20 protein-coding genes are annotated in these 21,966 nt (G+C 34.4%); 11 read left to right on the top strand and 9 right to left on the bottom strand.

From position 1 onward, the window contains the following. Window positions 1-107 precede the first annotated feature (107 nt). Window positions 108-521: a hypothetical protein gene (locus tag AC1DVP_RS03120; protein WP_477182091.1), complete on the bottom strand. Its 414-nt coding sequence runs from the start codon at window positions 519-521 to the stop codon at window positions 108-110. 212 nt (window positions 522-733) lie between these two features. Here AC1DVP_RS03120 and AC1DVP_RS03115 point away from each other — a divergent pair, with 212 nt between their 5' ends. Further along, entirely contained in the window at window positions 734-1,846 is a 1,113-nt protein-coding gene (locus AC1DVP_RS03115; protein ID WP_477182090.1) for an NAD(P)/FAD-dependent oxidoreductase, read from the top strand. Between the two features lie 3 nt (window positions 1,847-1,849). Next, window positions 1,850-2,593, top strand: coding sequence for a monofunctional biosynthetic peptidoglycan transglycosylase (gene mtgA / locus AC1DVP_RS03110; RefSeq protein ID WP_477182089.1), 744 nt, complete (start codon window positions 1,850-1,852; stop codon window positions 2,591-2,593). A gap of 61 nt (window positions 2,594-2,654) precedes the next feature. Here mtgA and AC1DVP_RS03105 read toward each other — a convergent pair whose 3' ends face one another. From AC1DVP_RS03105 to AC1DVP_RS03075, 7 genes are all read right to left on the bottom strand, one after another. Further along, the gene (locus AC1DVP_RS03105; protein WP_477182088.1) at window positions 2,655-4,862 is read right to left on the bottom strand and encodes a TonB-dependent receptor; all 2,208 of its coding nucleotides are present in this window, start codon (window positions 4,860-4,862) and stop codon (window positions 2,655-2,657) included. Window positions 4,863-5,192: 330 nt separating this feature from the next. Beyond that, window positions 5,193-5,537, bottom strand: coding sequence for a hypothetical protein (locus AC1DVP_RS03100; RefSeq protein WP_477182087.1), 345 nt, complete (start codon window positions 5,535-5,537; stop codon window positions 5,193-5,195). A 77-nt stretch (window positions 5,538-5,614) separates the two neighbouring features. Continuing rightward, entirely contained in the window at window positions 5,615-6,604 is a 990-nt protein-coding gene (locus tag AC1DVP_RS03095; RefSeq protein ID WP_477182086.1) for an aspartate-semialdehyde dehydrogenase, read from the bottom strand. A gap of 217 nt (window positions 6,605-6,821) precedes the next feature. Then, window positions 6,822-7,238, bottom strand: a complete 417-nt coding sequence (gene mscL, locus AC1DVP_RS03090; RefSeq protein ID WP_477182085.1) for a large conductance mechanosensitive channel protein MscL — start codon at window positions 7,236-7,238, stop codon at window positions 6,822-6,824. A gap of 73 nt (window positions 7,239-7,311) precedes the next feature. Further along, window positions 7,312-9,759 (bottom strand): bifunctional UDP-N-acetylmuramoyl-tripeptide:D-alanyl-D-alanine ligase/alanine racemase, encoded by a 2,448-nt coding sequence (locus tag AC1DVP_RS03085; protein ID WP_477182084.1) that lies wholly within the window; start codon window positions 9,757-9,759, stop codon window positions 7,312-7,314. A gap of 54 nt (window positions 9,760-9,813) precedes the next feature. After that, on the bottom strand, window positions 9,814-10,038 hold the full coding sequence (locus AC1DVP_RS03080; RefSeq protein ID WP_477182083.1) for a hypothetical protein: 225 nt from the start codon (window positions 10,036-10,038) through the stop codon (window positions 9,814-9,816). 10 nt (window positions 10,039-10,048) lie between these two features. After that, the gene (locus AC1DVP_RS03075; RefSeq protein ID WP_477182082.1) at window positions 10,049-10,429 is read right to left on the bottom strand and encodes a hypothetical protein; all 381 of its coding nucleotides are present in this window, start codon (window positions 10,427-10,429) and stop codon (window positions 10,049-10,051) included. A gap of 55 nt (window positions 10,430-10,484) precedes the next feature. Here AC1DVP_RS03075 and AC1DVP_RS03070 point away from each other — a divergent pair, with 55 nt between their 5' ends. Beyond that, window positions 10,485-11,990 (top strand): S41 family peptidase, encoded by a 1,506-nt coding sequence (locus AC1DVP_RS03070; protein ID WP_477182081.1) that lies wholly within the window; start codon window positions 10,485-10,487, stop codon window positions 11,988-11,990. A gap of 108 nt (window positions 11,991-12,098) precedes the next feature. Here AC1DVP_RS03070 and AC1DVP_RS03065 read toward each other — a convergent pair whose 3' ends face one another. After that, a complete protein-coding gene (locus tag AC1DVP_RS03065; RefSeq protein ID WP_315198270.1) occupies window positions 12,099-12,692 on the bottom strand; it encodes a thymidine kinase in 594 nt (197 codons plus the stop codon). A 237-nt stretch (window positions 12,693-12,929) separates the two neighbouring features. On the opposite strand from AC1DVP_RS03065, the gene AC1DVP_RS03060 reads away from it, so the two are divergent. The 8 genes from AC1DVP_RS03060 (at window position 12,930) to AC1DVP_RS03025 (ending at window position 21,855) form a co-directional block, all read left to right on the top strand. Then, window positions 12,930-13,916, top strand: coding sequence for a hypothetical protein (locus AC1DVP_RS03060; RefSeq protein WP_477182080.1), 987 nt, complete (start codon window positions 12,930-12,932; stop codon window positions 13,914-13,916). 53 nt (window positions 13,917-13,969) lie between these two features. Beyond that, a complete protein-coding gene (gene rsmI, locus AC1DVP_RS03055) occupies window positions 13,970-14,689 on the top strand; it encodes a 16S rRNA (cytidine(1402)-2'-O)-methyltransferase (protein ID WP_477182079.1) in 720 nt (239 codons plus the stop codon). 10 nt (window positions 14,690-14,699) lie between these two features. Continuing rightward, window positions 14,700-15,044 carry a HopJ type III effector protein gene (locus tag AC1DVP_RS03050; protein ID WP_477182078.1) on the top strand — a complete coding sequence of 115 codons (345 nt, stop codon included), beginning with the start codon at window positions 14,700-14,702 and terminating at the stop codon, window positions 15,042-15,044. 49 nt (window positions 15,045-15,093) lie between these two features. After that, window positions 15,094-16,782: a single-stranded-DNA-specific exonuclease RecJ gene (gene recJ / locus AC1DVP_RS03045; protein WP_477182077.1), complete on the top strand. Its 1,689-nt coding sequence runs from the start codon at window positions 15,094-15,096 to the stop codon at window positions 16,780-16,782. 8 nt (window positions 16,783-16,790) lie between these two features. Next, entirely contained in the window at window positions 16,791-18,065 is a 1,275-nt protein-coding gene (locus AC1DVP_RS03040) for an MFS transporter (RefSeq protein WP_477182076.1), read from the top strand. Window positions 18,066-18,582: 517 nt separating this feature from the next. Next, window positions 18,583-19,917, top strand: coding sequence for a TolC family protein (locus AC1DVP_RS03035; protein ID WP_477182075.1), 1,335 nt, complete (start codon window positions 18,583-18,585; stop codon window positions 19,915-19,917). A gap of 31 nt (window positions 19,918-19,948) precedes the next feature. Continuing rightward, the gene (locus tag AC1DVP_RS03030) at window positions 19,949-20,695 is read left to right on the top strand and encodes a hypothetical protein (RefSeq protein WP_477182074.1); all 747 of its coding nucleotides are present in this window, start codon (window positions 19,949-19,951) and stop codon (window positions 20,693-20,695) included. Between the two features lie 2 nt (window positions 20,696-20,697). Next, window positions 20,698-21,855, top strand: a complete 1,158-nt coding sequence (locus AC1DVP_RS03025) for a hypothetical protein (protein WP_477182073.1) — start codon at window positions 20,698-20,700, stop codon at window positions 21,853-21,855. The last annotated feature ends 111 nt before the right edge of the window (window positions 21,856-21,966 follow it).

The following is a 21,966-nucleotide window of genomic DNA, read 5'->3' as shown; positions in this document are numbered from 1 at the left end:
TCAGTTTTCAAATATAGCAATATAATTATCAATTAGAACAAGTCGCTATACTTAAAAATAACTTAAAAGAATTGAAACATTTTAATACTAAAAAAGAACATAAAAAATTACTGCTTATGGAATATTTGAACAGTAATTAGGGAAATAAAAAGGCATAATACCAATATAATTATACTGACAATAAATATTTTTTTTAAAAATGATTTTTCAAATTTTCCCACTTGAGAATCTGCCATCATCGCAGCATTAATTTCTAAAAATGGTTCAGTAGTCTGTAAATACTTCATCCATCCGCCATTCTGATAAATCTGCCTGCCCAAATCTGTTAAATCACATCGAAAACCTTGGTTGCTTTCCAATAATACAATCCCCTTCTTAACTAAAATATCGGCAAAGGCTTTAGAGTTTTTCAAATTAAAACCATATTCGTCCTTGAAATTAATCCGCATCATATATTGGGATTTCGATGTATATAACAGCTTCATATTTATTTCTATGAGCTCATCAATATTGTCAAACATAACAAACTATTTTAATTCAATTTTTATTTCTGTTCTTTAGGGTCTCTTCAAATAAAAATCCTTTTTGCAAACCACTTTTATGTCACAATTATAATGCCAAATCACCGCTCATTTGAAATAATAATACATTTCAAAAAGCAATGCCTTCCAAGGATATTAAATGGAGAACATTCAAAGACTAAAAAATTTATTTAATTTTATAAAAAAAACAAATGCAACTAAGCTATTGGGAATTAAAAAATTGGTTTAGCCAGATAGATTACACTATTATTGGCAGTGGCATTGTTGGATTGCATTCGGCATTGCGCTTGCGCGAAAAATATCCAGCCAGTAAAATATTAATTATAGAAAAAGGAATGTTACCGCAAGGAGCCAGTACTAAAAATGCAGGATTTGCCTGTTTTGGAAGTATTTCTGAAATTATAGACGATTTAAAATCGCATACCGAAGAAGAAGTTATTCAGCTCATTAAAAAAAGATGGAGCGGACTCCAATTATTAAGAAAAAATCTTGGCGATAACACAATAGACTTCAAGCCTTATGGCGGTTATGAATTGTTTTTAAAAGAAGATGAAAGCAGTTTTTCGGAATGTTCCAACAAACTGCCTTTTATAAACGAGATTCTAAAACCGCTTTTTAAAACTGATGTTTTTGCCAAAGAGGTAGATCGTTTTGGTTTTGGAAATATCCACGAATATTTAATTTTTAATCCTTTTGAAGCTCAGATCGACACTGGAAATATGATGCAGGCCTTATTAAAACAAGCCATCGAACAAGATATTTTAATTTTGAACCAGCAAACGCTCACTTCCTATATAGATAACGAAAACAATGTCGAAGTAGCCTTAGACGACTTTAGTTTCACCACAAAAAAATTATTATTTGCTACTAACGGTTTTGCCAATGCATTGACCAATGGTGCTGTAAAACCAGCCAGAGGACAGGTTCTCATCACAAAACCGATTCCAAATTTAGATATAAAAGGGACATTTCATTTGGATAAAGGCTATTATTATTTTAGAAATATAGGAAATCGAATACTCCTTGGCGGAGGCCGAAATCTGGATTTTGAAGCCGAAAACACAACCGAATTCGGCCAGACAGAAATTGTACAAAAAAAATTGGAAGACTTATTAAAAAAAGTAATTTTGCCTAACCAAGAAATTCAGATTGAACACCGCTGGAGCGGCATTATGGGAATTGGCAACAGCAAAAACCCGATAGTCCAACAATTATCTGAAAACGTGTATTGCGGCGTTCGACTTGGCGGCATGGGAGTAGCAATAGGAAGTTTAATAGGAACCGAATTAGCAGATTTAGTATAAAAAATGGCAACCAAAATAACACCAAAAAAAACAACAAAAAAACCCGTTAAAAAGAAACAAGGAGGCTTGATATCCAAAGTAAAATGGTTCTTGTTGAAAGTGTTATTATGGTTTTTTGGACTCTCAATAGCTTCTGTCGTACTTTTTAAATTTGTGCCCGTCCCTTTTACTCCTTTAATGGTGATCCGTTATTTCGAAAATAATGCAGCTGACAAAGAAAATCATTTCAGCCACAATTGGGAACCCATCGAAAAAATCTCCATGAATTTGCAAAAAGCCGTAATTGCCAGCGAAGACGGAACCTTTTTGACGCATAATGGTTTTGATTTTATTGCAATGCAAAAAGCCTACAAAAGCAATGAAAGAGGCCGAAAAGTAAGAGGAGGAAGCACTATATCACAACAAACCGCCAAAAACGTTTTCCTTTGGCAAGGACGCAGTTACCTCCGAAAAGGCCTCGAAGCTTACTTTACCGTTTTAATAGAACTTATTTGGGGGAAAAAACGCATCATGGAAGTCTACCTCAACAGTATCGAAATGGGCGATGGCGTGTATGGAGCTTATGCCGCAACCGAGCATTGGTATCGCAGAGACGCATCGAGCTTAACGATGCAGCAGGCCGCCGGAATCGCAGCTATCTTACCCAATCCCAGAAAATATAAAGCAACCAGTTCCTCATCCTACATCAACAATAGAAAAACAAAAATTGTTCGGATTATGAGGCACATCGGAAAGATTGAATATTAACACATAATAATTTTAACCGCAAGGGACGCAAAGCTTTGCGTCCCTTGCGGTTAATAAAGAATTAGAATTTAAACGCAATTCCCAGAACACCGTTGATTCCAATATTTGGAATTCCTGCCGTTGCCAAGCGGGACAAATGCGGAATATAGGTTTTGTTAAGTAAATTATTCCCGTTTAAGTTTACATCAAAAGCAGTTTTCCCGAGCTTTACTTTACCTCCAAAACCAATGTTCAGCAACGTGTACCCATCTGAAGAAATATCATATCCGCTAACATTGTCTTGACTAAAAGTCGTAGAAACATTGAATGTTGCAAAACTCTCTTCTATCCATTTGCCTAATTTAAAATCAGTTTTTATCGTATTATTCCAATTGTTTGCCGGAATTTGAGGCAAATAGCCACCATCCTGCAGTTTTCCGGTAACGGTTTCAAAACTGGTTTCAATATGCAGCCAATCCAATGGATGCGGGTGAATGTGCAGAGCGGCTTCTCCTCCGTATAAATTGGCATTGTTCTGAATATAATTATAAACTTTAAAACCGTCAATTTCAGCACTGCTTGGCGACGAATAAATATAATCGTTTATATGATTGTAAAATCCGCTCACGCTGAATTCAAAGTGAGTGCTTTTATATTCCAAATCCAAATCGGTTTGCAGGTTTTGCTCAGTTTTTAAATTGGAATTTCCTATTTCATACCTAAAAGTTCCTTCATGAACCCCATTGGATGATAATTCAGCCAAAGTTGGCGCTCTGAAACCTGTTGCTGCATTCAGCCGAAAAGTCAAATCTTTTGCAAAATTGGTTTTGTATCCCAATGAGGCATTGAAACTGTCATATTTTTTATCAAGTGCTTCAAAATACCCTTCTTCATCAGCAATTCCATGTTCATCAGAAACTAAATGCCTATTATCGAACCGAATTCCTGCCTGCAAAGAATTAGAACCCCAACCATACATCGCTGTAGCAAAAACCCCGAAATCATTGGTTACGGCATTTGGAATCAAATATTCCTCACCCAGATTGTTATTATCCTGAGACATTCCCTGAACACCAACAATCGTTTCTACTTTGCCAATTGCCGGCAAATAGTATTTGATATTATAATCGAAAGTGTTTAAAATCATGTGCAAAACCGCAACATTGCTGTCTTCAAACTCATTACGGTCATTCCTGATATAACCCAAATTCATATCTAATTTTGAATTGTTAAAAAACAAAGTGTTATTCAAAGAGAACAGGTTATTGTAAACTCCTTGTTTAGGAAAGGCAGTTTTCTTTGTKGTTGTTTGATCTGTGATGCCTTCTTCTGGAATTCCAAGATCCAGATTATTATAATTGTATCTCAACACACTGGAAAATTTTGTATTGCTGTATCCAATTGCTGCTTTGAAATCCATTTCCTGAAAACGCGTATTGGTCACGCGGTCACCATCTGGAATTTTGTAATCAGAGTGGGTGCTGTAGGCTCCTCGGATCAAATATTTCCAATTATCGGTTGAAGCTTTCAAACCCAAAGTAGTATTGCTTCCAAGAGTATTTGAAAATAATCTTTGCCCAAAATCTCCCTGAAAAGTATTGGCCAGAGCAAATTTTTCTGGATTAAAAAACAAAACTCCACCCAACGCATCCGAACCATACAGCAAAGAAGCCGGTCCTTTTATTACCTCAACATTTTCGACACCAGCATCATTTAATCCCAAACCGTGTTCATCACCAAACTGCTGATTTTCCAGTCGGATTCCCTGACTGTAAACCAAAACTCGATTACCGCTTAATCCTCGGATTACCGGTTTCCCTATTGATGTTCCTGTAGAAACCTGAGATACTCCCGGAATAGTAGCTAATCCTTCTATCAAAGTAGCACTCCCCTTTTCCTGCATCGATTTGATACTTTCCCGATCTACTTTCATTACATTTTGAGACTGTAACTTGGAGAAAGGAGTGGAGACAATAACCTCATCCATTTGAAAAGCTATTTCATCCATAACGATGTCCAGCGTTTGGGTATTTTGAATTTTGGCGATTTTTTTGTTTTGAGTTGCAAAACCTACGTATGAAAATACAAGAGTTTCCTCCCCGTTTGGAAGTTCAGTTAAAGTATACACTCCGTTTTCATCGGTTTTAACTGATTTATGCGATTCTGTCGCATAAACAATAACTCCTTTTAAAGGATTGTTTTTAGAATCAGTTACTTTTCCTGTGATTGAATTTTGTGCTTGCAAGAAAGTGGTAAGCCCTAGAAATAAGGCCACTATATATAGTTTCATATATGTAAAATTTATTTGTATTGAAAAATATGCATAACTTGAAACGAATAGCATTTGCTTTGCATAATAGCACTACTATAAGCCACAGATGACACAGATTAATGCGTGTGCATTAGGCAGACTAAGCCAAAATATTAACAATAACAATTAGGCCGTGTTTCCAAAAACTGACTGTGCTGGCTTTTTAGCCCTGATGGGAGCGGTATCCCAGCTCGTTTTTTTACGAGATGGAATATAGCGGACAGCAGGAACGATGCTTGCTGACAAAGCCTGTTCTTTCGCTTCAAATGATTTTGACCTGTTTACTTTAATTGAAATAAACAGCTTCGGTTACATATAATTTGGGGGACCGCGGTGGGAATACAAACTGCCTGAAAACGAAAAAACAGCTTCGGCATCTGCAAAGAAATAAGGTATATTATAATTCCCAACGTAGAATACATAGGAATATTTTATTGGGGTTGTAAAACTGCTAAATCCAAATTGGCAAACATAACAATGGTCAAAACTGTGATGCTGATGGGTAAACTCTGCACTTGAATTATAGGTATGATGACATTTTTTTTCAGAAAATTTTTCCTGTAAGTGCCCAATACTATCAATAGACTGAAACAGTATTGAGAACAATACCGCAATAGCCAAAGAAAGATTAAGTATGAGCTGTTTTCTTTTCATCGACACAAAGGTAATAAAACAAAAAAACTACAGCCGTTTAAAGCTGTAGTTTTTGTAATTATTAAATTTTTAAAGGATTACACCAATTTTGCTGCAATTAAGTATTCTGCAATTTGAATGGTATTTGTTGCTGCTCCTTTTCTTAAATTATCGGCAACAATCCACATATTCAATGTGTTGTCTTGGCTTTCGTCGCGACGAATGCGCCCTACGAAAACATCATTTTTACCTTCAGCGTATCTCGGCATCGGATAGGTGAAAGTCTCTAAATTATCCTGAACTACAATTCCAGCAGTTTGACTCAAAATAGTTCTTACCTCGTTTACATCGAAATCATTGCTGAACTCGACGTTTACAGCCTCGCTATGTCCACCTACTACAGGCACACGAACAGCAGTAGCAGTAACTTTAATACTGTCATCGCTTAAGATTTTTTTGGTTTCTTTAACCAGTTTCATCTCTTCTTTAGTATATCCGTTATCTTCAAAACTATCGCATTGCGGAATACAGTTACGGTTGATTTTGTATTTGTAAACCATATCACCTTCTATTCCAGCTACTTCATTTTCGAATTGCTGTACTGCTTTTACACCAGTTCCGGTGATAGATTGATATGTAGAAACAATCACGCGTTTTACATTGTATTTTTTGTGTAATGGTGCCAATGCCAATACCATTTGAATAGTAGAACAGTTTGGGTTTGCAATAATTTTGTCTTCTTTTGTCAATTGACTAGCATTGATTTCCGGAACCACTAATTTTTTAGTTGGATCCATTCTCCAAGCAGATGAATTATCGATAACTGTAGTTCCTGCTTCCGCAAATTTTGGAGCCCAGTCTAATGAAGTTTGTCCTCCTGCAGAGAATAAAGCAATATCAGCTTTCATATCCACAGCTGTCTGCAATCCTACTACGGTATGTTTTTGCCCTTTAAATTCTATTACTTTACCTACTGATCTTTCAGAAGCAACTAGTATTAATTCTGTGTATGGAAAATTTCTTTCTTCCAATACTTTCAACATGATTTCGCCAACCATCCCGGTAGCTCCTACAACTGCTATTTTCATTCTATATATTTTAATTGTGTATTTCTATTTTGGAGTACAAAAGTAAGCAATCTTAAAAAAATAACAAGCGTGTTCACAAAAATTAACAAATTGTTACAAATCAAACAACAAAGAAAAACCACCCTTTTTCAGAGTGGTTTAGTTAGAATATATAGTGTAAAAGCGGTAATTTTTTGAGTTACTGAGATTCTAAGAATCTAAATTGAATCCCGAGTACTTATTTCTTTAGCAAGTCCCTAATTTCTGTAAGCAATTCTTCTTGAGTTGGACCAGCTGGTGCTACAGGAGCAGCTTCGTCTTTTTTTCTTGCCTTTTCGGCAGCTCTTAACACAACAAAAATAAAGAATGAGATAATTACAAAATTGATGATGGCCTGAACTAGGTTTCCGTATGTTATTACGGCAGCACCAGCAGTTTTTGCCGCAGCTAAAGTTTCATAACTATTACCGTCAAGAGTGATGAATTTTTGGGTAAAATCTATTCCACCAGTTAATAAACCAATGATAGGCATAATAACATCATCAACGGCAGAGCCAACAATTTTACCAAAAGCACCACCAATAACAACCGCAGTAGCTAAACTTAATACGTCTCCTTTCATTAAGGAAGCTTTGAAATCTTTGAAGAATCCCATATTTTTTTGGTTTTAGGTTATTTTTAATGTGAAAATACTAACGAATATAATCATTTTATTTTAAAAATAATTCTTATTCTCGGTAAAAAACTCGCTTAACACGTTGTGATATACTGGTAAGTATTTCATACGGAATCGTTTTCAATTGCTCGGCCATATAAGTTACCGTCGGGCTTTCGCCAAAAATCATTACAGAATCCCCTTCTTTGCAGTCAATCTCAGTTACATCAACCATTAGCATATCCATACAGACACTTCCAAGAATACTTGCTTTTTTATTTTTTATTGTTACAAATCCCACACCATTTCCCCAGCTTCTGGCAATTCCATCGGCATACCCAATAGGAATTGTGGCAATCTTTGTTTGCCTGTTTGCCATAAATCGTCTGCCGTAACCTACACTTTCTCCGGATTGTATGGTTCTGATTTGAGAAATAATAGATTTTAAGGTTCCCACGTTTTCAAGATATTTTTGCTCGTCCGGGTCATTGGAAACTCCATAAAGACCAATCCCTAGACGGACCATATCATATTGTGCCTGCGGAAAATTACTGATTCCCGAAGTATTCAAAATATGGCGAATAGGAGTAATCTCCAATTCATTCATTAATTGAGAAGATAATCTTTCGAATAAACTAATTTGATACTGTACAAAATCGTTGTGCTGCAAATCATCGCTTGTAGCCAAATGAGACAGAACACTCTTTACTTTGACGGTTTGGTTTCCTTTCAAAGTAGTTATTAAATCATCGATTGTATTGGCTTCAAAACCCAGACGATGCATTCCTGTATCCATTTTTATATGAATAGGAAAGTCTTTTAGTTTCTTCTGTTCGGCAATTTTCAAAAAAGCATTCAATCCTTTTAAACTATAAATTTCAGGTTCCAATTGGTGCTGAATGATAGCCGGAAAGCTAGTGTTTTCGGGATTCAAAACCATAATGGGTAATTTTATGCCTGCCATTTTTAAAGAAATTCCTTCATCCGCGAAAGCCACTCCCAAATAATCTACTTTGTGATGTTCCAATAATTTTGCAATTTCAAATCCTCCGCTTCCATAGCCAAAAGCTTTTACCATCGCCATCATTTTGGTTGTGGGCTTAAGTTTTGATTTAAAGAAATTAAAATTATGGCTTATCGCATTCAAATTGATTTCAAGAACTGTTTCGTGTGTTTTCTCGGCAAACGCTGACACTATTTCTTCAAACTGAAAAGACCTCGCTCCTTTTATCAGAATGGTTTCATTTTCAAAACTCAATGATTCCAAATGAGCTAAAAATTCATTGGTGCCTTTATAAAAAGAGGCGTTGAGAAACTTTGTTTTCAATGTGGAAATCGTTTCACCAATTCCTATAAAACGGCTAATGTCATTAGAAATAATCAACTCCGCAACTTTAGAATACAAAACTTCATTGGACAATCCGCTTTGAAAAATATCTGAAAGAATTACTGTTTTTTTCTGATGCTGTTTTTGACTTTCGAGAAAATCCAAGGCAATTTTTAAAGACTGAAAATCGGAACTGTAACTGTCATCAATCAAACTGCAATTATTGATTCCTTTTTTTACCTGCAAACGCATTTCTATGGGATACAGCAATTCTATTCTATTCTGAATCGTTTTGGCATCGTATTCCATATATAATAAAACCAAAAGACAGGATATAACATTTTCGACCGAAGCATCATCCACAAAAGGAATTTTCAAGTTCGAAACACTTCCTTTATAAGTATATTCAATACCTATGCTTTCGTGTGTATGCTCTTTTTTGGAAACAAAAACTGTTGCAGTTGTATCTGTAAAAGACCAAGAAATAGCTTTAGTTTTTGAACTAATAAATTGTTCTACGCTATCATTCTTTTGATAAATCACTACTTCCGAATCTTTGAAAAGCAACATCTTTTCTTTGATTTTTTCTTCTAGATTTTCAAAACCTTCATCGTGTGCCGAACCTATATTAGTTAAGATTCCAATTGTTGGCTGAATGATTTTCTGAAGTTTCTCCATTTCAGAAACGGTCGAAATTCCCGCTTCAAAAATACCCAGATTATGCTGTTCATTAATTGCAAGCACCGATAACGGAACGCCAACCTGAGAATTATAGCTTTTCGGGCTTCGGATAATATTATAATCGGGACTCAACAGGAAATTAAGCCATTCTTTTACGATTGTTTTGCCGTTACTTCCTGTAACTCCAATAATTGGAAACGAAAAAAGACTTCGGTAATACGACGCAGTTTTCTGTAAAGCTACAAGAGTATTCTCTACAATTAAAAAATTGGCTTTCCCTTTAAGTCCCTCAGGAATATGGGTAACTACAAAATTACGAACGCCTTTTCCAATTAAATCTTTAAGGTATATATGTGCATCGTTATGAGCTCCAGTTAATGCAAAAAAGAGTGTTTTTTCATTGTTCTGCAGGGAACGGCTGTCGATTGAAATAGTGTCAATTTCTAAATCATTAGTATTTCCAATTTCTTTAGCATTCAGAACTGAAGCGATTTTTTTTAGGGATAAATTCATTTTGAATTTGAAAAATATAAAATTAAATAATTGAGATAATTAGTTTAGTAGTTTTTAATCCCATTCTTTAATTTCTGCTAATAAATCATTATGTTCAATAACTCGACCGTTGATTGAATCCGCTATTTTTCGGGTTTGTAAGTCCATGGTAGTCCATTTTACATCAAAGTTAAAAAAAATAGCAATGGAATAGTCCTTATTTTGCAGTTTTATTAAAGTTAAGAATCCCTTTGGAATCATTACTAGAATTTTAGATTTTTCACTCCTTTTGATTTTCATTAAAAAAGAATTAATCGGTGATTAATTTAAATTTTACAGGTTGAAAAAATATATCGGAATTTTTCTCAAAATAAATTCCATTTTCTTTTTTATCTAATTTTACTTGATAATTATGAATTATGGCAGTTTGTGCAATCACATTTACTTGGTAAGCATCACCAATTTTGTTTGCTTCGGATATATCCTGAACAATACCATTAATCACAACCGATTTAGGAATAACTGCAATGTTATTTAATTTAAAACTAACTACATATCCTCTCTCACTATTCCTGTTATAACTTTTATACGTTTGGTTTTTAATATCTAAAAGTTGTCTGGAGCAGGAAAAAAGAAAAAAAATTCCGAAAGAAAACAATAAAAAGACGGCTTTTGGAATACTATTCTTCATACTTTTAGAGTTTTATACACACAAATCTAACTTAAATTAAACGATTGAAAAAATAATGAAATTAAAATATATTATTATAACATTGTTTCTAGGATTGGTCTTTACAGCTTGTAGCAAGGATTCTGATTCTGACTCTAATGAAACCACAGCTACCAAGCCAGACGAGATTAACAACTTTGTTTGGAAAGCTATGAATTCTTGGTATTACTGGCAACCCAATGTTGCCGATTTGTCTGACAGCAAAATCGCTTCTACCGCAGTCTATAACAATTTTATTAACGGGAAAACTCCCGATGCGCTTTTTTATTCACTCCTATATCAAAGAGGAACTGTTGATAAATTTTCTTGGATTGAAAATAGTAATGAGATAGTGCATGCTTCAAAAATTGCAGAAGTCGAAAAAAAAGGTGGTTTTAGTTATGCAATTTATCCTAAAGATGCATCCAATATAAATATGGTAGCCTTAATTAACTACATTGTACCTGACTCACCATCAGCTTTGGCTGGATTGAAAAGAGGCGACGTTATTACAAAAATAAATGGAAGCCAGCTTACTTCAAGTAATTATGACCAACTAGAAAACACACAACTCACAATTACTTTGGCAGCAAGCGTGCAATTTACAAGCAGTAGTATGGTAACCACAGACAAAGCAGGAACTGTGACTATAGCAAAAGCCGAAATTGACGAAAACCCAGTTGCTTATTACGAAAAGAAAGTTTATGGAGGAAAGAACATTGGTTATTTGGTTTTTAATGCTTTCAAATCAAATTATAATGATGAACTCAATTTGGCTTTCGCTAAAATGCAATCGGATGGAATTAACGAATTGGTTTTAGATTTAAGATACAATGGAGGCGGCTCATTAGAAACGGCAGTAGCTCTGGCACAAATGATTAACGGGAGTTTTACCAATAAACCATATATTTATTTAGACTTCAATGATAAACACAATAGTGATGATGGCTATGAAAATCTTTCCGAAAAAGTAAAAATTTTCAACTTAGTTGATAATCAACCAACTTTTCAGAGAGAAGAAAGTATAAACAGCCTCGCTTTGACAAAAATATATGTGCTGGTAAGTTTTCAAACCGCTTCTGCGAGTGAGCTTACCATACAATGCCTAAAAAAATACATTAACGTAATCACAATAGGTGAAGAAACCGTTGGCAAATTTGTAGGCTCAAACACACTATATGATTCTCCTGCTTATGGTTATACGTCCTATGTCAATCGAAGCACCAAACACAAATGGCAATTGCAACCCATTACATTTTCATATTATAACAAAGACAAAGACGCAAATCCAGCGAATATTAAACCTGATTACGAAATCAATCCTTATAGCACTTTCTTAAATCTGGTTGAATTTGGAAACGTAAAAGATCCTTGTTTAAAGAAAGCCATCGAATTAATTACGGGCCAAACTATGCGAACTACAGCAAAAACCACCGACCTCTCTTTGTCTTTAAAAATTGGCAACCTTACTGCATTCAACCCTACAAATACTGCCAAAGGGTTGTATATTGAGGATTTTAAAAGGCTGAAAAACAATAAATAGCACGAAATTAAATTTAGAAAATGAATTACCCCGAGCAGAGCCTTGAGAAATTCAACTGATTAAAAATAAACCCTTTCAAAATTTAAACATTTGAAAGGGTTTGTTATTTTACTTCTGCTCCTCATCTTTGCGCATCGCATGATAATAAGCAGCACGGCTTAACGGCTCATATTCCTCAGTTTCTCCAAGCATTACTAGTTTGTCATTATCAGTCTTGCGAAAACTATAGTGGGCTAAATTCCCTGTTCGGGTGCACACCGCATGCACTTTAGTAACATATTCAGCTGTAGCCATAAGTGCAGGCATTGGGCCAAAAGGATTTCCCTTAAAATCCATATCCAAACCGGCAACAATCACACGAATCCCCTGATTGGCAAGGTCATTGCAAACCGTAACAATTTCGTCATCAAAAAACTGCGCTTCGTCAATCCCGACTACATCACAGCCTTGTGCCAAAATAGCAATATTAGCTGCTGCTGGAACGGGTGTAGAACGAATCTCGTTGCTATCGTGGGACACGACCATTTCATCATGATAACGGGTGTCTATAGCGGGTTTAAAAATCTCTACTTTTTGCTTAGCAAATTGAGCCCGCTTCAATCTACGGATGAGTTCTTCGGTCTTTCCCGAAAACATGGATCCGCAGATGACCTCAATCCATCCAAACTGCTCTTTATGATTTACTGTGTTTTCGAGAAACATTTTGTATTTTTCTGCCTTAAAAAATGAATAGTTTTTATTACTTTGTAACGGTAATAAATCAATTGGGGTAAACTTCTATTTTACCTCGTTTCAAAAGTAGATAATTTTTATCAATTCGAAAATTTGAGAGGTCTTATTTCAATAATAAAATTGAAAAAGAAATTTAATCCGCTTCATCCATTACCAATAAAGAACAATTTTATATAAAGCCACATATTCATTATAATTTCAAAAGTTATGCAAAAAAAACTAGAAGCCGATTTAATCAGCATTGCTCATAGAATTTTACAACTTAAAAATAAATCTGACATTAATCAGCTTTATTTGGAAACACAAAAATTATATGAAAAATTAGCTGTTTTACGATTTGTTGAAGAGTATTTTGGAGAACCCAAACCTACTATTGGCCAAGCTGAAGTTGTAGAGAAAATGAAAGAATTTTTTGAGAGCATAGCCGTTCCTGAATTTCAAAAGCCTGCAGTAATTATTAACACAGCGATAAATGAAACTCCAGTAATTGAAACTATTGATCAAGAAGTAAAAGTAGAAGAAAACAAAATTGAACCAGAAGCAGTCCTTACTGCAACCGAGGAACTTCCTATTTCAATAATTCCTGAACCTTTAGCAGTGGCAGAAGAATCAGGAAAAATTATTACTGAAAAATTAGAAGCAGAGACACCAATTGAAAAACCATTGTTTATTTTAGAAGAAACAGAAATTGAACCAATTGCCGAACCAATCGAGTCTGTAAAACCAGAAGAAACGCCAAAGAAAAAAGATGTTGTTCAAATTTCTTTTGACGATCTTCTAGGCGGAAAATATACTGACCCTGATTTTGTAAAAGTTTCAGCATCGGATAAAAAACAAGAGCCGGAAACCATCAAAACAACTCCCTCTTTTGAGCTCGAAAAAGAACCAATTTTAGCTGCTCCTCAAACCAGTTTCGAAAAAGAAGAGCCCAAATCAATTACTTTGAATGACAAACTGGCAAAAGAAATCAATATTGGGCTGAATGACCGAATCGCATTTGTCAAACATTTATTTGGCGGAAGTAATGAGGATTATAACCGTGTTCTCAACCAATTGATAACATTTGATACTTTTATGGAAACTAAAACTTTCATCGACGAATTAGTGAAGCCGGATTATAATAACTGGGAAGGAAAAGAAGAATATGAACACCGTTTTATGGAAATCATAGAGAAAAAATTCTTGTCGTTTTAAAAGAATTAAATCAGTTATTCTATTTTATTAAATCCTTTCTTTAAGCAAGAAAAATGTCAAAATTATATATCGTACCAACTCCTATCGGCAACCTCGAAGACATGACTTTTCGAGCCATTAGGATTCTTAAAGAAGTAGATTTAATTCTAGCCGAAGACACCAGAACCAGCGGTAAATTGCTCAAGCATTTTGAGATTGGCACACACATGCACAGCCATCACATGCACAACGAACACAAAACAATCGAGAATGTAATTTCCAGATTGAAAGCCGGCGAAAACATCGCCTTAATTTCGGATGCAGGAACTCCAGCCATTTCGGATCCGGGATTTTTACTGACCCGAGCCTGCATAGAAAACGGAATTGCAGTAGAATGTTTGCCTGGTGCTACAGCTTTTGTACCTGCTCTTGTCAATAGCGGATTACCGAATGATAAATTTGTCTTTGAAGGTTTTTTGCCTGAAAAAAAAGGAAGACAAACGAGATACCTAGAACTTGCAGAAGAAACCCGCACGATGGTACTGTATGTTTCCCCGCATAAATTAGTCAAAACTTTAGCCGAATTTATTACTTATTTTGGCGAAGACCGCATCATTTGTGTCTGCAGAGAATTATCCAAACTGCACGAAGAAAATGTACGCGGTACGGCTCGCGAAGTGCTGACTCATTTTGAAAAGACAGCTCCCCGAGGTGAAATTGTCGTAGTCGTTGCCGGAAAAACAATTATAAAAGAAGCCAAGAAAAATAAATTTCAAAAAGAAGAAGAAGAATAAATACAAAAACATGAATATCAATACCTTTTTAGACAAACTAAAACAAACTCCAGCAGCGATAACATTCGCAGAAACGATCGCAACAATAGAAGAAAATTACACGTTTACTCCAACAGCGTTTAAAAATGGAGAGCAACACAATGCCAACGGAGAAAATTCAGGTTCCTGCAAATTATTTGCTTTTGCTCAATTGCAAAATTTATCTCAAGCGGAAACTTTAGCCTGTTTTGGAGCTTATTATTTTGAAGAAGTTTTGGGTGACCCCAATGGAACTAATCATCAAAACATCCGCAATTTTATGAAAACAGGTTGGGACGGAATTCAATTTGAAGGAGAAGCATTAATTTTGAAATAGTTCTATTTCATAAATGTAAAAAATTAGACACTAAAACCTCCATAAAAAAATGCGCTGGACCCTAAAGCCAAAACCTGCTGATGAAAAAATAAAGCACTTAGCCCAAGCTTTGAATATAGAAGAATTTGTCGCTGCTTTATTAATACAAAGAGGCATTGAAACTTTTGAACAGGCCAAACAATTTTTTCGCCCAACGTTAAGCGATTTACATGATCCTTACCTAATGAAGGATATGGACAAAGCGGTAGAACGCATCGAAAAAGCTATCGCAAACCAAGAGAACATTCTTGTATTTGGTGATTATGATGTCGATGGGACAACTTCTGTTTCATTGGTTTCGTCTTATTTGAAGAGCTATTATCCCAACATTGCCACTTATATTCCCGATCGTTATGATGAGGGTTACGGAATCTCTTTCAAAGGAATTGATTTCGCCGATGACAATGGCTTTTCGTTAATTATTGCTTTGGATTGCGGCATAAAATCCATCGATCATGTCGCTTACGCAAAAGAGCGAAACATTGATTTCATCATTTGTGATCATCACAGACCTGGAGCTATTTTACCAGAAGCCATTGCGGTTCTTGACCCAAAACGCGAAGACTGCAGCTATCCTTATGATGAATTATGCGGTTGTGGCGTAGGCTTCAAGCTTATTCAGGCTTTGGGTAGCAATAGAAATCAAACCATTGAAGATTTAGTATTGTATCTTGATTTGGTAGCTACCGCAATAGCCGCCGACATCGTACCCATGACTGGTGAAAATCGTGTATTGGCTTATTTTGGCTTACAGGTTATTAATACAGAACCAAGGCCCGGAATTAAAGCATTAATACATCAGATAAAGAAGAAAACACTCGATATTACCGATGTGGTTTTTATAATAGCGCCTAGAATCAATGCAGCAGGCCGCATCAAACATGGAAATCATGCAGTCGAATTATTAACCGAATTTGATTTTGAGCAAGCACAGCAATTTGCCTCCGAAATTGAACAATATAATTCTGATCGAAAAGATTTAGACAAACAAATCACTAAAGAAGCGCTCCAGCAAATTACCCAAAATCAGGAAGAGAAAAACTTCACATCAGTAGTTTTTCAAGAAGATTGGCACAAAGGAGTTATTGGAATTGTGGCTTCTCGGTTGATAGAAACCTATTATCGCCCCACATTAGTTTTTACAAAAAGTGGGGATAAATATGCCGCTTCGGCACGATCTGTAAAAGGATTTGATGTGTACAATGCTTTGGAAGCCTGTTCTGAGCATTTAGAGCAGTTTGGCGGACATATGTATGCAGCAGGAATGACTTTGGCAGCCGAAAATTATCAAAATTTCAAAAATGCATTTGAAAAAACGGTGCAGGAAACCATTCATCCCGATCAATTAACTCCGGAAATATCGATTGATGCCGAAATTAATTTTGAAGACATATCCCCAAAACTAATTCGGATCCTAAAACAATTTGAGCCATTTGGCCCATTAAATATGACCCCAGTTTTTTTAACCAAAAAAATAAAAGACACAGGTTATGCCAAAACACTAGGAACTGAAGATGAGCATTTAAAGCTATTTGTAAAACAAAATGACTCCGAAGGCCTTACTGCCATTGGCTTTGGATTAGGAAAGAAAAAAGAGTTAACGTGCAATCAAAAAGAATTTGATGCCGTATATTGCATCGATGAGAATGAATGGAATGATAAAGTGAGCATTCAATTACGATTGAAAGATATTAAATAGAAAAGATTATGAGTAAGAAAGTAAAAGATCCTTACGCAGCCTTGCGTTATAGAGAGTTTAATGTGTTTTTGTTATTGCGATTTGCTATGGTTTTTGCCTGGTCAATGCAATTTATCATCATAGAATGGGAAGTGTATAGTTTAACCAAAAGTGCACTCTCGTTAGGAATTATTGGATTAATGGAAGTGATTCCAGCCATTGGAATGGCATTGTTTGCAGGTCACATAGTGGATCAAAAAGAAAAAAAGGGAATGCTTCTTAAATGTATTTTAGGTTTTTCAATAATTAGTTTTGGTTTGTTTTTGCTGACTTGGCCAAGAATTGTGAGTAGTTGGTCTACTAATACTGTTTTGTATTCCATTTATTTTTTAGTCTTTTTAGGAGGCTTGGTCCGCTCTTTTCTTGGACCAACCATCTTTTCTCTTTTAGCGCTGATTGTTCCTAAAAAAGCCTATCCCAATGCAGCCACTTGGAGTAGTTCGGTATGGCAAATTGGCGCTGTTGTAGGGCCTGCTGTAGCTGGATTTTCGATTACCTGGATAGGAGTACATTGGTCAATGTGTTCCATTTTTGCCTGCTCCATTTTAGCATTATTAACTTTAACGCAAATTTCGGCTAAGCCTATCTTGAATCCAAAAATTGGCGAACCTATAATGGAAAGTCTAAAAGAAGGAGTGAAATTTGTGTTTACCAATAAATCTATTTTGGGAGCTTTGACACTGGATATGGTGGCCGTTCTTTTTGGAGGTGCAGTGGCACTTTTACCTATTTTCGCCCAGGATATTTTAAAAGTTGGGCCAGAAGGTTTTGGTATTTTACGTGCTGCACCAGCTGTTGGATCTTTATTGACAATGTTTGTTTCTGCACATCTTCCCTTTTATAAAAATGCAGGAATAAAATTGCTGTCGGCTATTTTTGCTTTTGGTGTATGTATTATTGTTTTTGGGCTTTCGCCTTGGTTCTGGCTGTCTGTATTTGCCTTGTTTTTCAGTGGTGTTGCCGATGGAATTTCAGTGGTGATCCGCCAAACGATTTTACAGCTCAAAACACCAGATCATATGAGAGGCAGAGTTTCGGCAGTGAATTCCATTTTTGTAGGCTCTTCTAACGAGTTGGGGGCTTTTGAAAGCGGATTGACGGCAAAACTAATGGGAGCAGTTTCGGCAGTTGTTTTTGGAGGAAGCATGACGCTATTGGTAGTGATTTTTACTGGAATCAAATTACCTGGATTTAGAACGCTTGATTTGCAGAAAGACCTGGAAGAGCACGAAAATCATGGGTAACAACTATTACATAAGTAAATAATTACGATATTTATTCTATTTAATAGTATCAAACCCTTAATAACAAAGGGGCCGTCTTTCTTATTAACACATCAAATATTGTTTCCGTATTTGACCTTCTATTGTATTAAAAAAAATTTACGCAAGATATAAAAATGGGGTTTTTATGTACCTTAAAATAGTATTTACAGTATGAGTAACCAATTTTTGAATTTCCTTTCCCAATATACTTCGGATATATAATCACAACACTTTCTTTGGTCTATTTATCCATTTACATTTACTTCTCAAAATTAATTGAAATATCACTAAAAGTAGGTATTGTAATTTGATATTTATTATAAGACATTTGCGCACGATAGGAATATTTGCACGCATAAATATACTTTTATTTCCTGTTAAATATAGATTGTATAGGCTATAAAAATTTGTAGCAATTTATAAAATGAATAGAATAAGCTTAAAACTGTCTTTTTTTGTGTTCTTGGTGACATTTACTTTAAAATCGCAAACAATAATGACAATCGATCAAGTAAATGAAATTGCTATGGTACAATCCAATAGAATGAAAATGATTTACAATAATTTTTCTCGAAGCAATATTGAGAGTAGCTTTTATAAAATTTCACTATTACCGAAAATTTCAAGCTCAATTACTTTTCCCTACCAAAGATCAATTTCAGAAGTTATTCAATCAGACGGGAGTCAAAAATTTATTGAACGAAACTACTTAAATTCTACTCTAAATTTCACAATTTCTCAGGCATTGCCTTTTACTGGCGGATCTTTAAGCTTGACAAGTTCAATTAACGGTTCAAGAAATTTCAATAATAATATTAATAGTTTCTCAAGTAATTGGATTAGCATTTCATATAATCAAACAATTAATGGTTTTAACAGCTTTAAATGGAATAGACAACTTAATTATTTGAATATAAAAAAAGACTCAATAGATTTTTTGAAGGAAAAAATAAAATTAAAATACGAAGTATCAAAACTTTACCTTGATACACAGTTAATTCAAATGAAAATTGAACTTTTGAAAGAAAATATAGACAAAACGGAGAAAAATCTAATAGAGATAGAACAAAAGTTTAAATATGGAAGAACGATAAAGATTGAAGTAGAGCAAACAAAAATAATTTTGGAACAATTAAAAAGCCAACTCAACATAAATTCTATGGAGTTTTTATCAGGAATCAAATCTTTAAAAAGTTTAATGAATTATGAAAATGATTTTTCTTTAAAGGCAATTGATCAAGGTGATTACCCTATTGATAAAAAAGAATTGAAATTTTCAATTAAAAACAATGGATTCGATCTAGAAAAAACAATTAAATTATTGGAAAGCGAATCAAATATTGAAAAAGTAAAAAAGGAAGGAGCAATTTCGGTAAACCTGCAATTAGGAATGGGATTGAATTCTACAGCCAATGATTTTGCAAATTTATACGACACTCCTGCACAAAGTCAATTTGTGACAATAGGAACTAAAATTCCAATCTTGGATTGGGGGGCTGCACGAAAGAAGAAGGCTTTAGCTAATCTAGAAAAAGATTATGTTGAATTTACCTATATAGAGAATGAAAAGAAAATTGATAGCGAAATAGAAGATCTATCAAATTACAAATTATCTCTGATCTTACAAAAAAAATCGCTATTTGAACAATTAAGACTATCCAAAACTATAGATGAAATGTTCGAAGAACTCCTTAGACTTGGAAGAAAAACAACAGTAGAGTACAAAATTCAGTTAGTAGAAACATTTAATATAAAACTTGAATATCAAAAAGCAACAAATGATTTGTATTTACTGAAACTCCGAATAAATGAGATTAATTTAATTCTTTAACAATTCTAAATTTTAAACTATGATTGGCACAATGAAACAAAAAAAGAAACAGATCAGTGATCTGGCAATGGATTTAGAAGTAATAAATCCCATTGAAAGTAAAACCGTTTTAGGAGGCGACTGGTATAATACCTGGTGGGACAATGGAGATGGTATAACAATCGAATATGGTGGTGGCGGCGGATGGTATGATCCATTTGGTGGTACTGTTGATTATTCTGATGATTCCTACGGGAATGCTAACCAAGGTTGGGATTATGGATCTGGTGGCGGTGGCTATTCGAGCGACACAGGCGGTCATGGCTTGCCAAATCTACCAGCAACTGTTCCGCTACAGCTTAGCACACTAGGATCATGTGTAAGTTATACAATATCATTCGTATCAAATTATTTGGGTTATACTACGAATCCTCTTACAACTGCAGCACATGTTGACGCAATAGATGGGTTATTACCCGGAACAGCATGGAACCAAGGACTAACCCCTAATCAAGCAACTTGGGCGATTCAAGGCTATTTTAATACAGCTCAAGTAAACAATGTTACCCAAGTAAATGCTGCATTAGATGCAAATCATGCCGTAATTGCAAACTATATTACTGATAAACCAACTCCTGAGAACCACAATACAACAACTGCGCATGAAGTGGTTATAGTAGAATACAATGATTGGAATTATAGGATTGCAAATAGTTTAACCGGTAACTATGACTGGATTCCCAAAGATTCAATAAGTTTTAGCAATGGTGTCTATGAAATTACAGGTGTTCATCAATGAGAATGAAATTAATACTTACAGCTATTTGCTTGCAAGTAGCTGTATTTTGCTTTTCACAAACCGAGGAGCAAAAACAGATGATGTATGAGCAAATCAATATGGATTCTAGCGGGAAAGGTATAATGCAGAAAATTGAACCCATAAAAGATAAAGAGGCTCTTTTTGAAAACTCAAAAGTATTTCCTGTATATCATGTTGAACTTGATAATAACGATAAACCAATATTGATTCAAAACAAGGATAGTTACTTAGTTTTTTATATTGGTCGTTTGTATGTTTTTTTTAATAATGATAAATATATGTTATTCGAAAACAGGCCTGAAATCAAAAATATCACTGAATTAATTGAAAACAAAAAAGAGTTTTCAATTGTATATTTTACAAACTATACTTATTTGGGTGAAATTTTCAACATATTGATTACAGATAAGACATTTAGCTTTGTTTTAGAAAAAGATAAAAAGTATTCAAGCCTTCAAGATTATATAGATTTCAAATATGGTTCTTTTGAAAAATACAAAGAAAATGACATAATAGAGAAAAAAAGAAATAATCTCACTTTAAAGGATCTTAATGAAGCACGCTACGTTAGGTACTTTTGGTATGAAAAACGCTGCCCTAAAGATACTACCTTAATTTTAAAAAAATTAATTGATCAAATTAAGGCAGCAACATCAGGATTTAGTAAAAGTCAAGAAGTAAAACTAATAGGTCGGATAAGAGATAAACTGAATCCAACAGAGTATTTTTATAATAAATTCTCTAAAATGTATGATACAGATTCGAAGTTAAAAGCATCGTTAACCAAAAACAAAAAAGAGGAGGTTACTGAAAAAACAATGCTTTTTAAAGGCAATTATAATTTCTATATATATGAAATAAATATTGTACAAGATCTATTAGAAATTTTGACCGATAAACAATTTCAGGACTACAAAAACTATATAGATCTATTTTTCCCTATTGTTTATGACGATGATAATTTGTTCATAACCGAAAGATATGCATATGGTATTGAAACATTTAAAAAAGAAATGAAAATTAAAGTAAAAAATAATTATAAGTTAAAGGAAGAATATAATAAATATGTTGAAAAGAATTTCATTATTTATGATTGTMCATTAGATAAATCTATAAAACCAAAAATAATAATTAGATAAAACCAAAAAACACGAAATCATTTTATATGCTGTGCAGAAAACTTAAGCTAATTTAATTTTCGATTTCCTACCATTGTAACAAATGATTTTTTTGTAGGAAAAAGATATAAC

It is taken from the genome of Flavobacterium sp. P3_A6, assembly GCF_056403035.1.
Note: the sequence above shows the minus strand (reverse complement) of the source record. Positions and strands in the feature narration are given on the sequence as shown.

Coding starts and splice junctions, on each gene's coding strand:
- AC1DVP_RS03030 (WP_477182074.1), top strand. CDS start 19,949: ATGAAACAAAAAAAGAAACAGATCAGTGATCTGGCAATGGATTTAGAA.
- AC1DVP_RS03085 (WP_477182084.1), bottom strand. CDS start 9,759: ATGAATTTATCCCTAAAAAAAATCGCTTCAGTTCTGAATGCTAAAGAA.
- AC1DVP_RS03035 (WP_477182075.1), top strand. CDS start 18,583: ATGACAATCGATCAAGTAAATGAAATTGCTATGGTACAATCCAATAGA.
- AC1DVP_RS03120 (WP_477182091.1), bottom strand. CDS start 521: ATGTTTGACAATATTGATGAGCTCATAGAAATAAATATGAAGCTGTTA.
- AC1DVP_RS03065 (WP_315198270.1), bottom strand. CDS start 12,692: ATGTTTCTCGAAAACACAGTAAATCATAAAGAGCAGTTTGGATGGATT.
- AC1DVP_RS03095 (WP_477182086.1), bottom strand. CDS start 6,604: ATGAAAATAGCAGTTGTAGGAGCTACCGGGATGGTTGGCGAAATCATG.
- AC1DVP_RS03050 (WP_477182078.1), top strand. CDS start 14,700: ATGAATATCAATACCTTTTTAGACAAACTAAAACAAACTCCAGCAGCG.
- AC1DVP_RS03115 (WP_477182090.1), top strand. CDS start 734: ATGCAACTAAGCTATTGGGAATTAAAAAATTGGTTTAGCCAGATAGAT.
- AC1DVP_RS03070 (WP_477182081.1), top strand. CDS start 10,485: ATGAAATTAAAATATATTATTATAACATTGTTTCTAGGATTGGTCTTT.
- AC1DVP_RS03100 (WP_477182087.1), bottom strand. CDS start 5,537: ATGAAAAGAAAACAGCTCATACTTAATCTTTCTTTGGCTATTGCGGTA.
- AC1DVP_RS03080 (WP_477182083.1), bottom strand. CDS start 10,038: ATGAAAATCAAAAGGAGTGAAAAATCTAAAATTCTAGTAATGATTCCA.
- AC1DVP_RS03060 (WP_477182080.1), top strand. CDS start 12,930: ATGCAAAAAAAACTAGAAGCCGATTTAATCAGCATTGCTCATAGAATT.
- mtgA (WP_477182089.1), top strand. CDS start 1,850: ATGGCAACCAAAATAACACCAAAAAAAACAACAAAAAAACCCGTTAAA.
- rsmI (WP_477182079.1), top strand. CDS start 13,970: ATGTCAAAATTATATATCGTACCAACTCCTATCGGCAACCTCGAAGAC.
- AC1DVP_RS03075 (WP_477182082.1), bottom strand. CDS start 10,429: ATGAAGAATAGTATTCCAAAAGCCGTCTTTTTATTGTTTTCTTTCGGA.
- mscL (WP_477182085.1), bottom strand. CDS start 7,238: ATGGGATTCTTCAAAGATTTCAAAGCTTCCTTAATGAAAGGAGACGTA.
- AC1DVP_RS03040 (WP_477182076.1), top strand. CDS start 16,791: ATGAGTAAGAAAGTAAAAGATCCTTACGCAGCCTTGCGTTATAGAGAG.
- recJ (WP_477182077.1), top strand. CDS start 15,094: ATGCGCTGGACCCTAAAGCCAAAACCTGCTGATGAAAAAATAAAGCAC.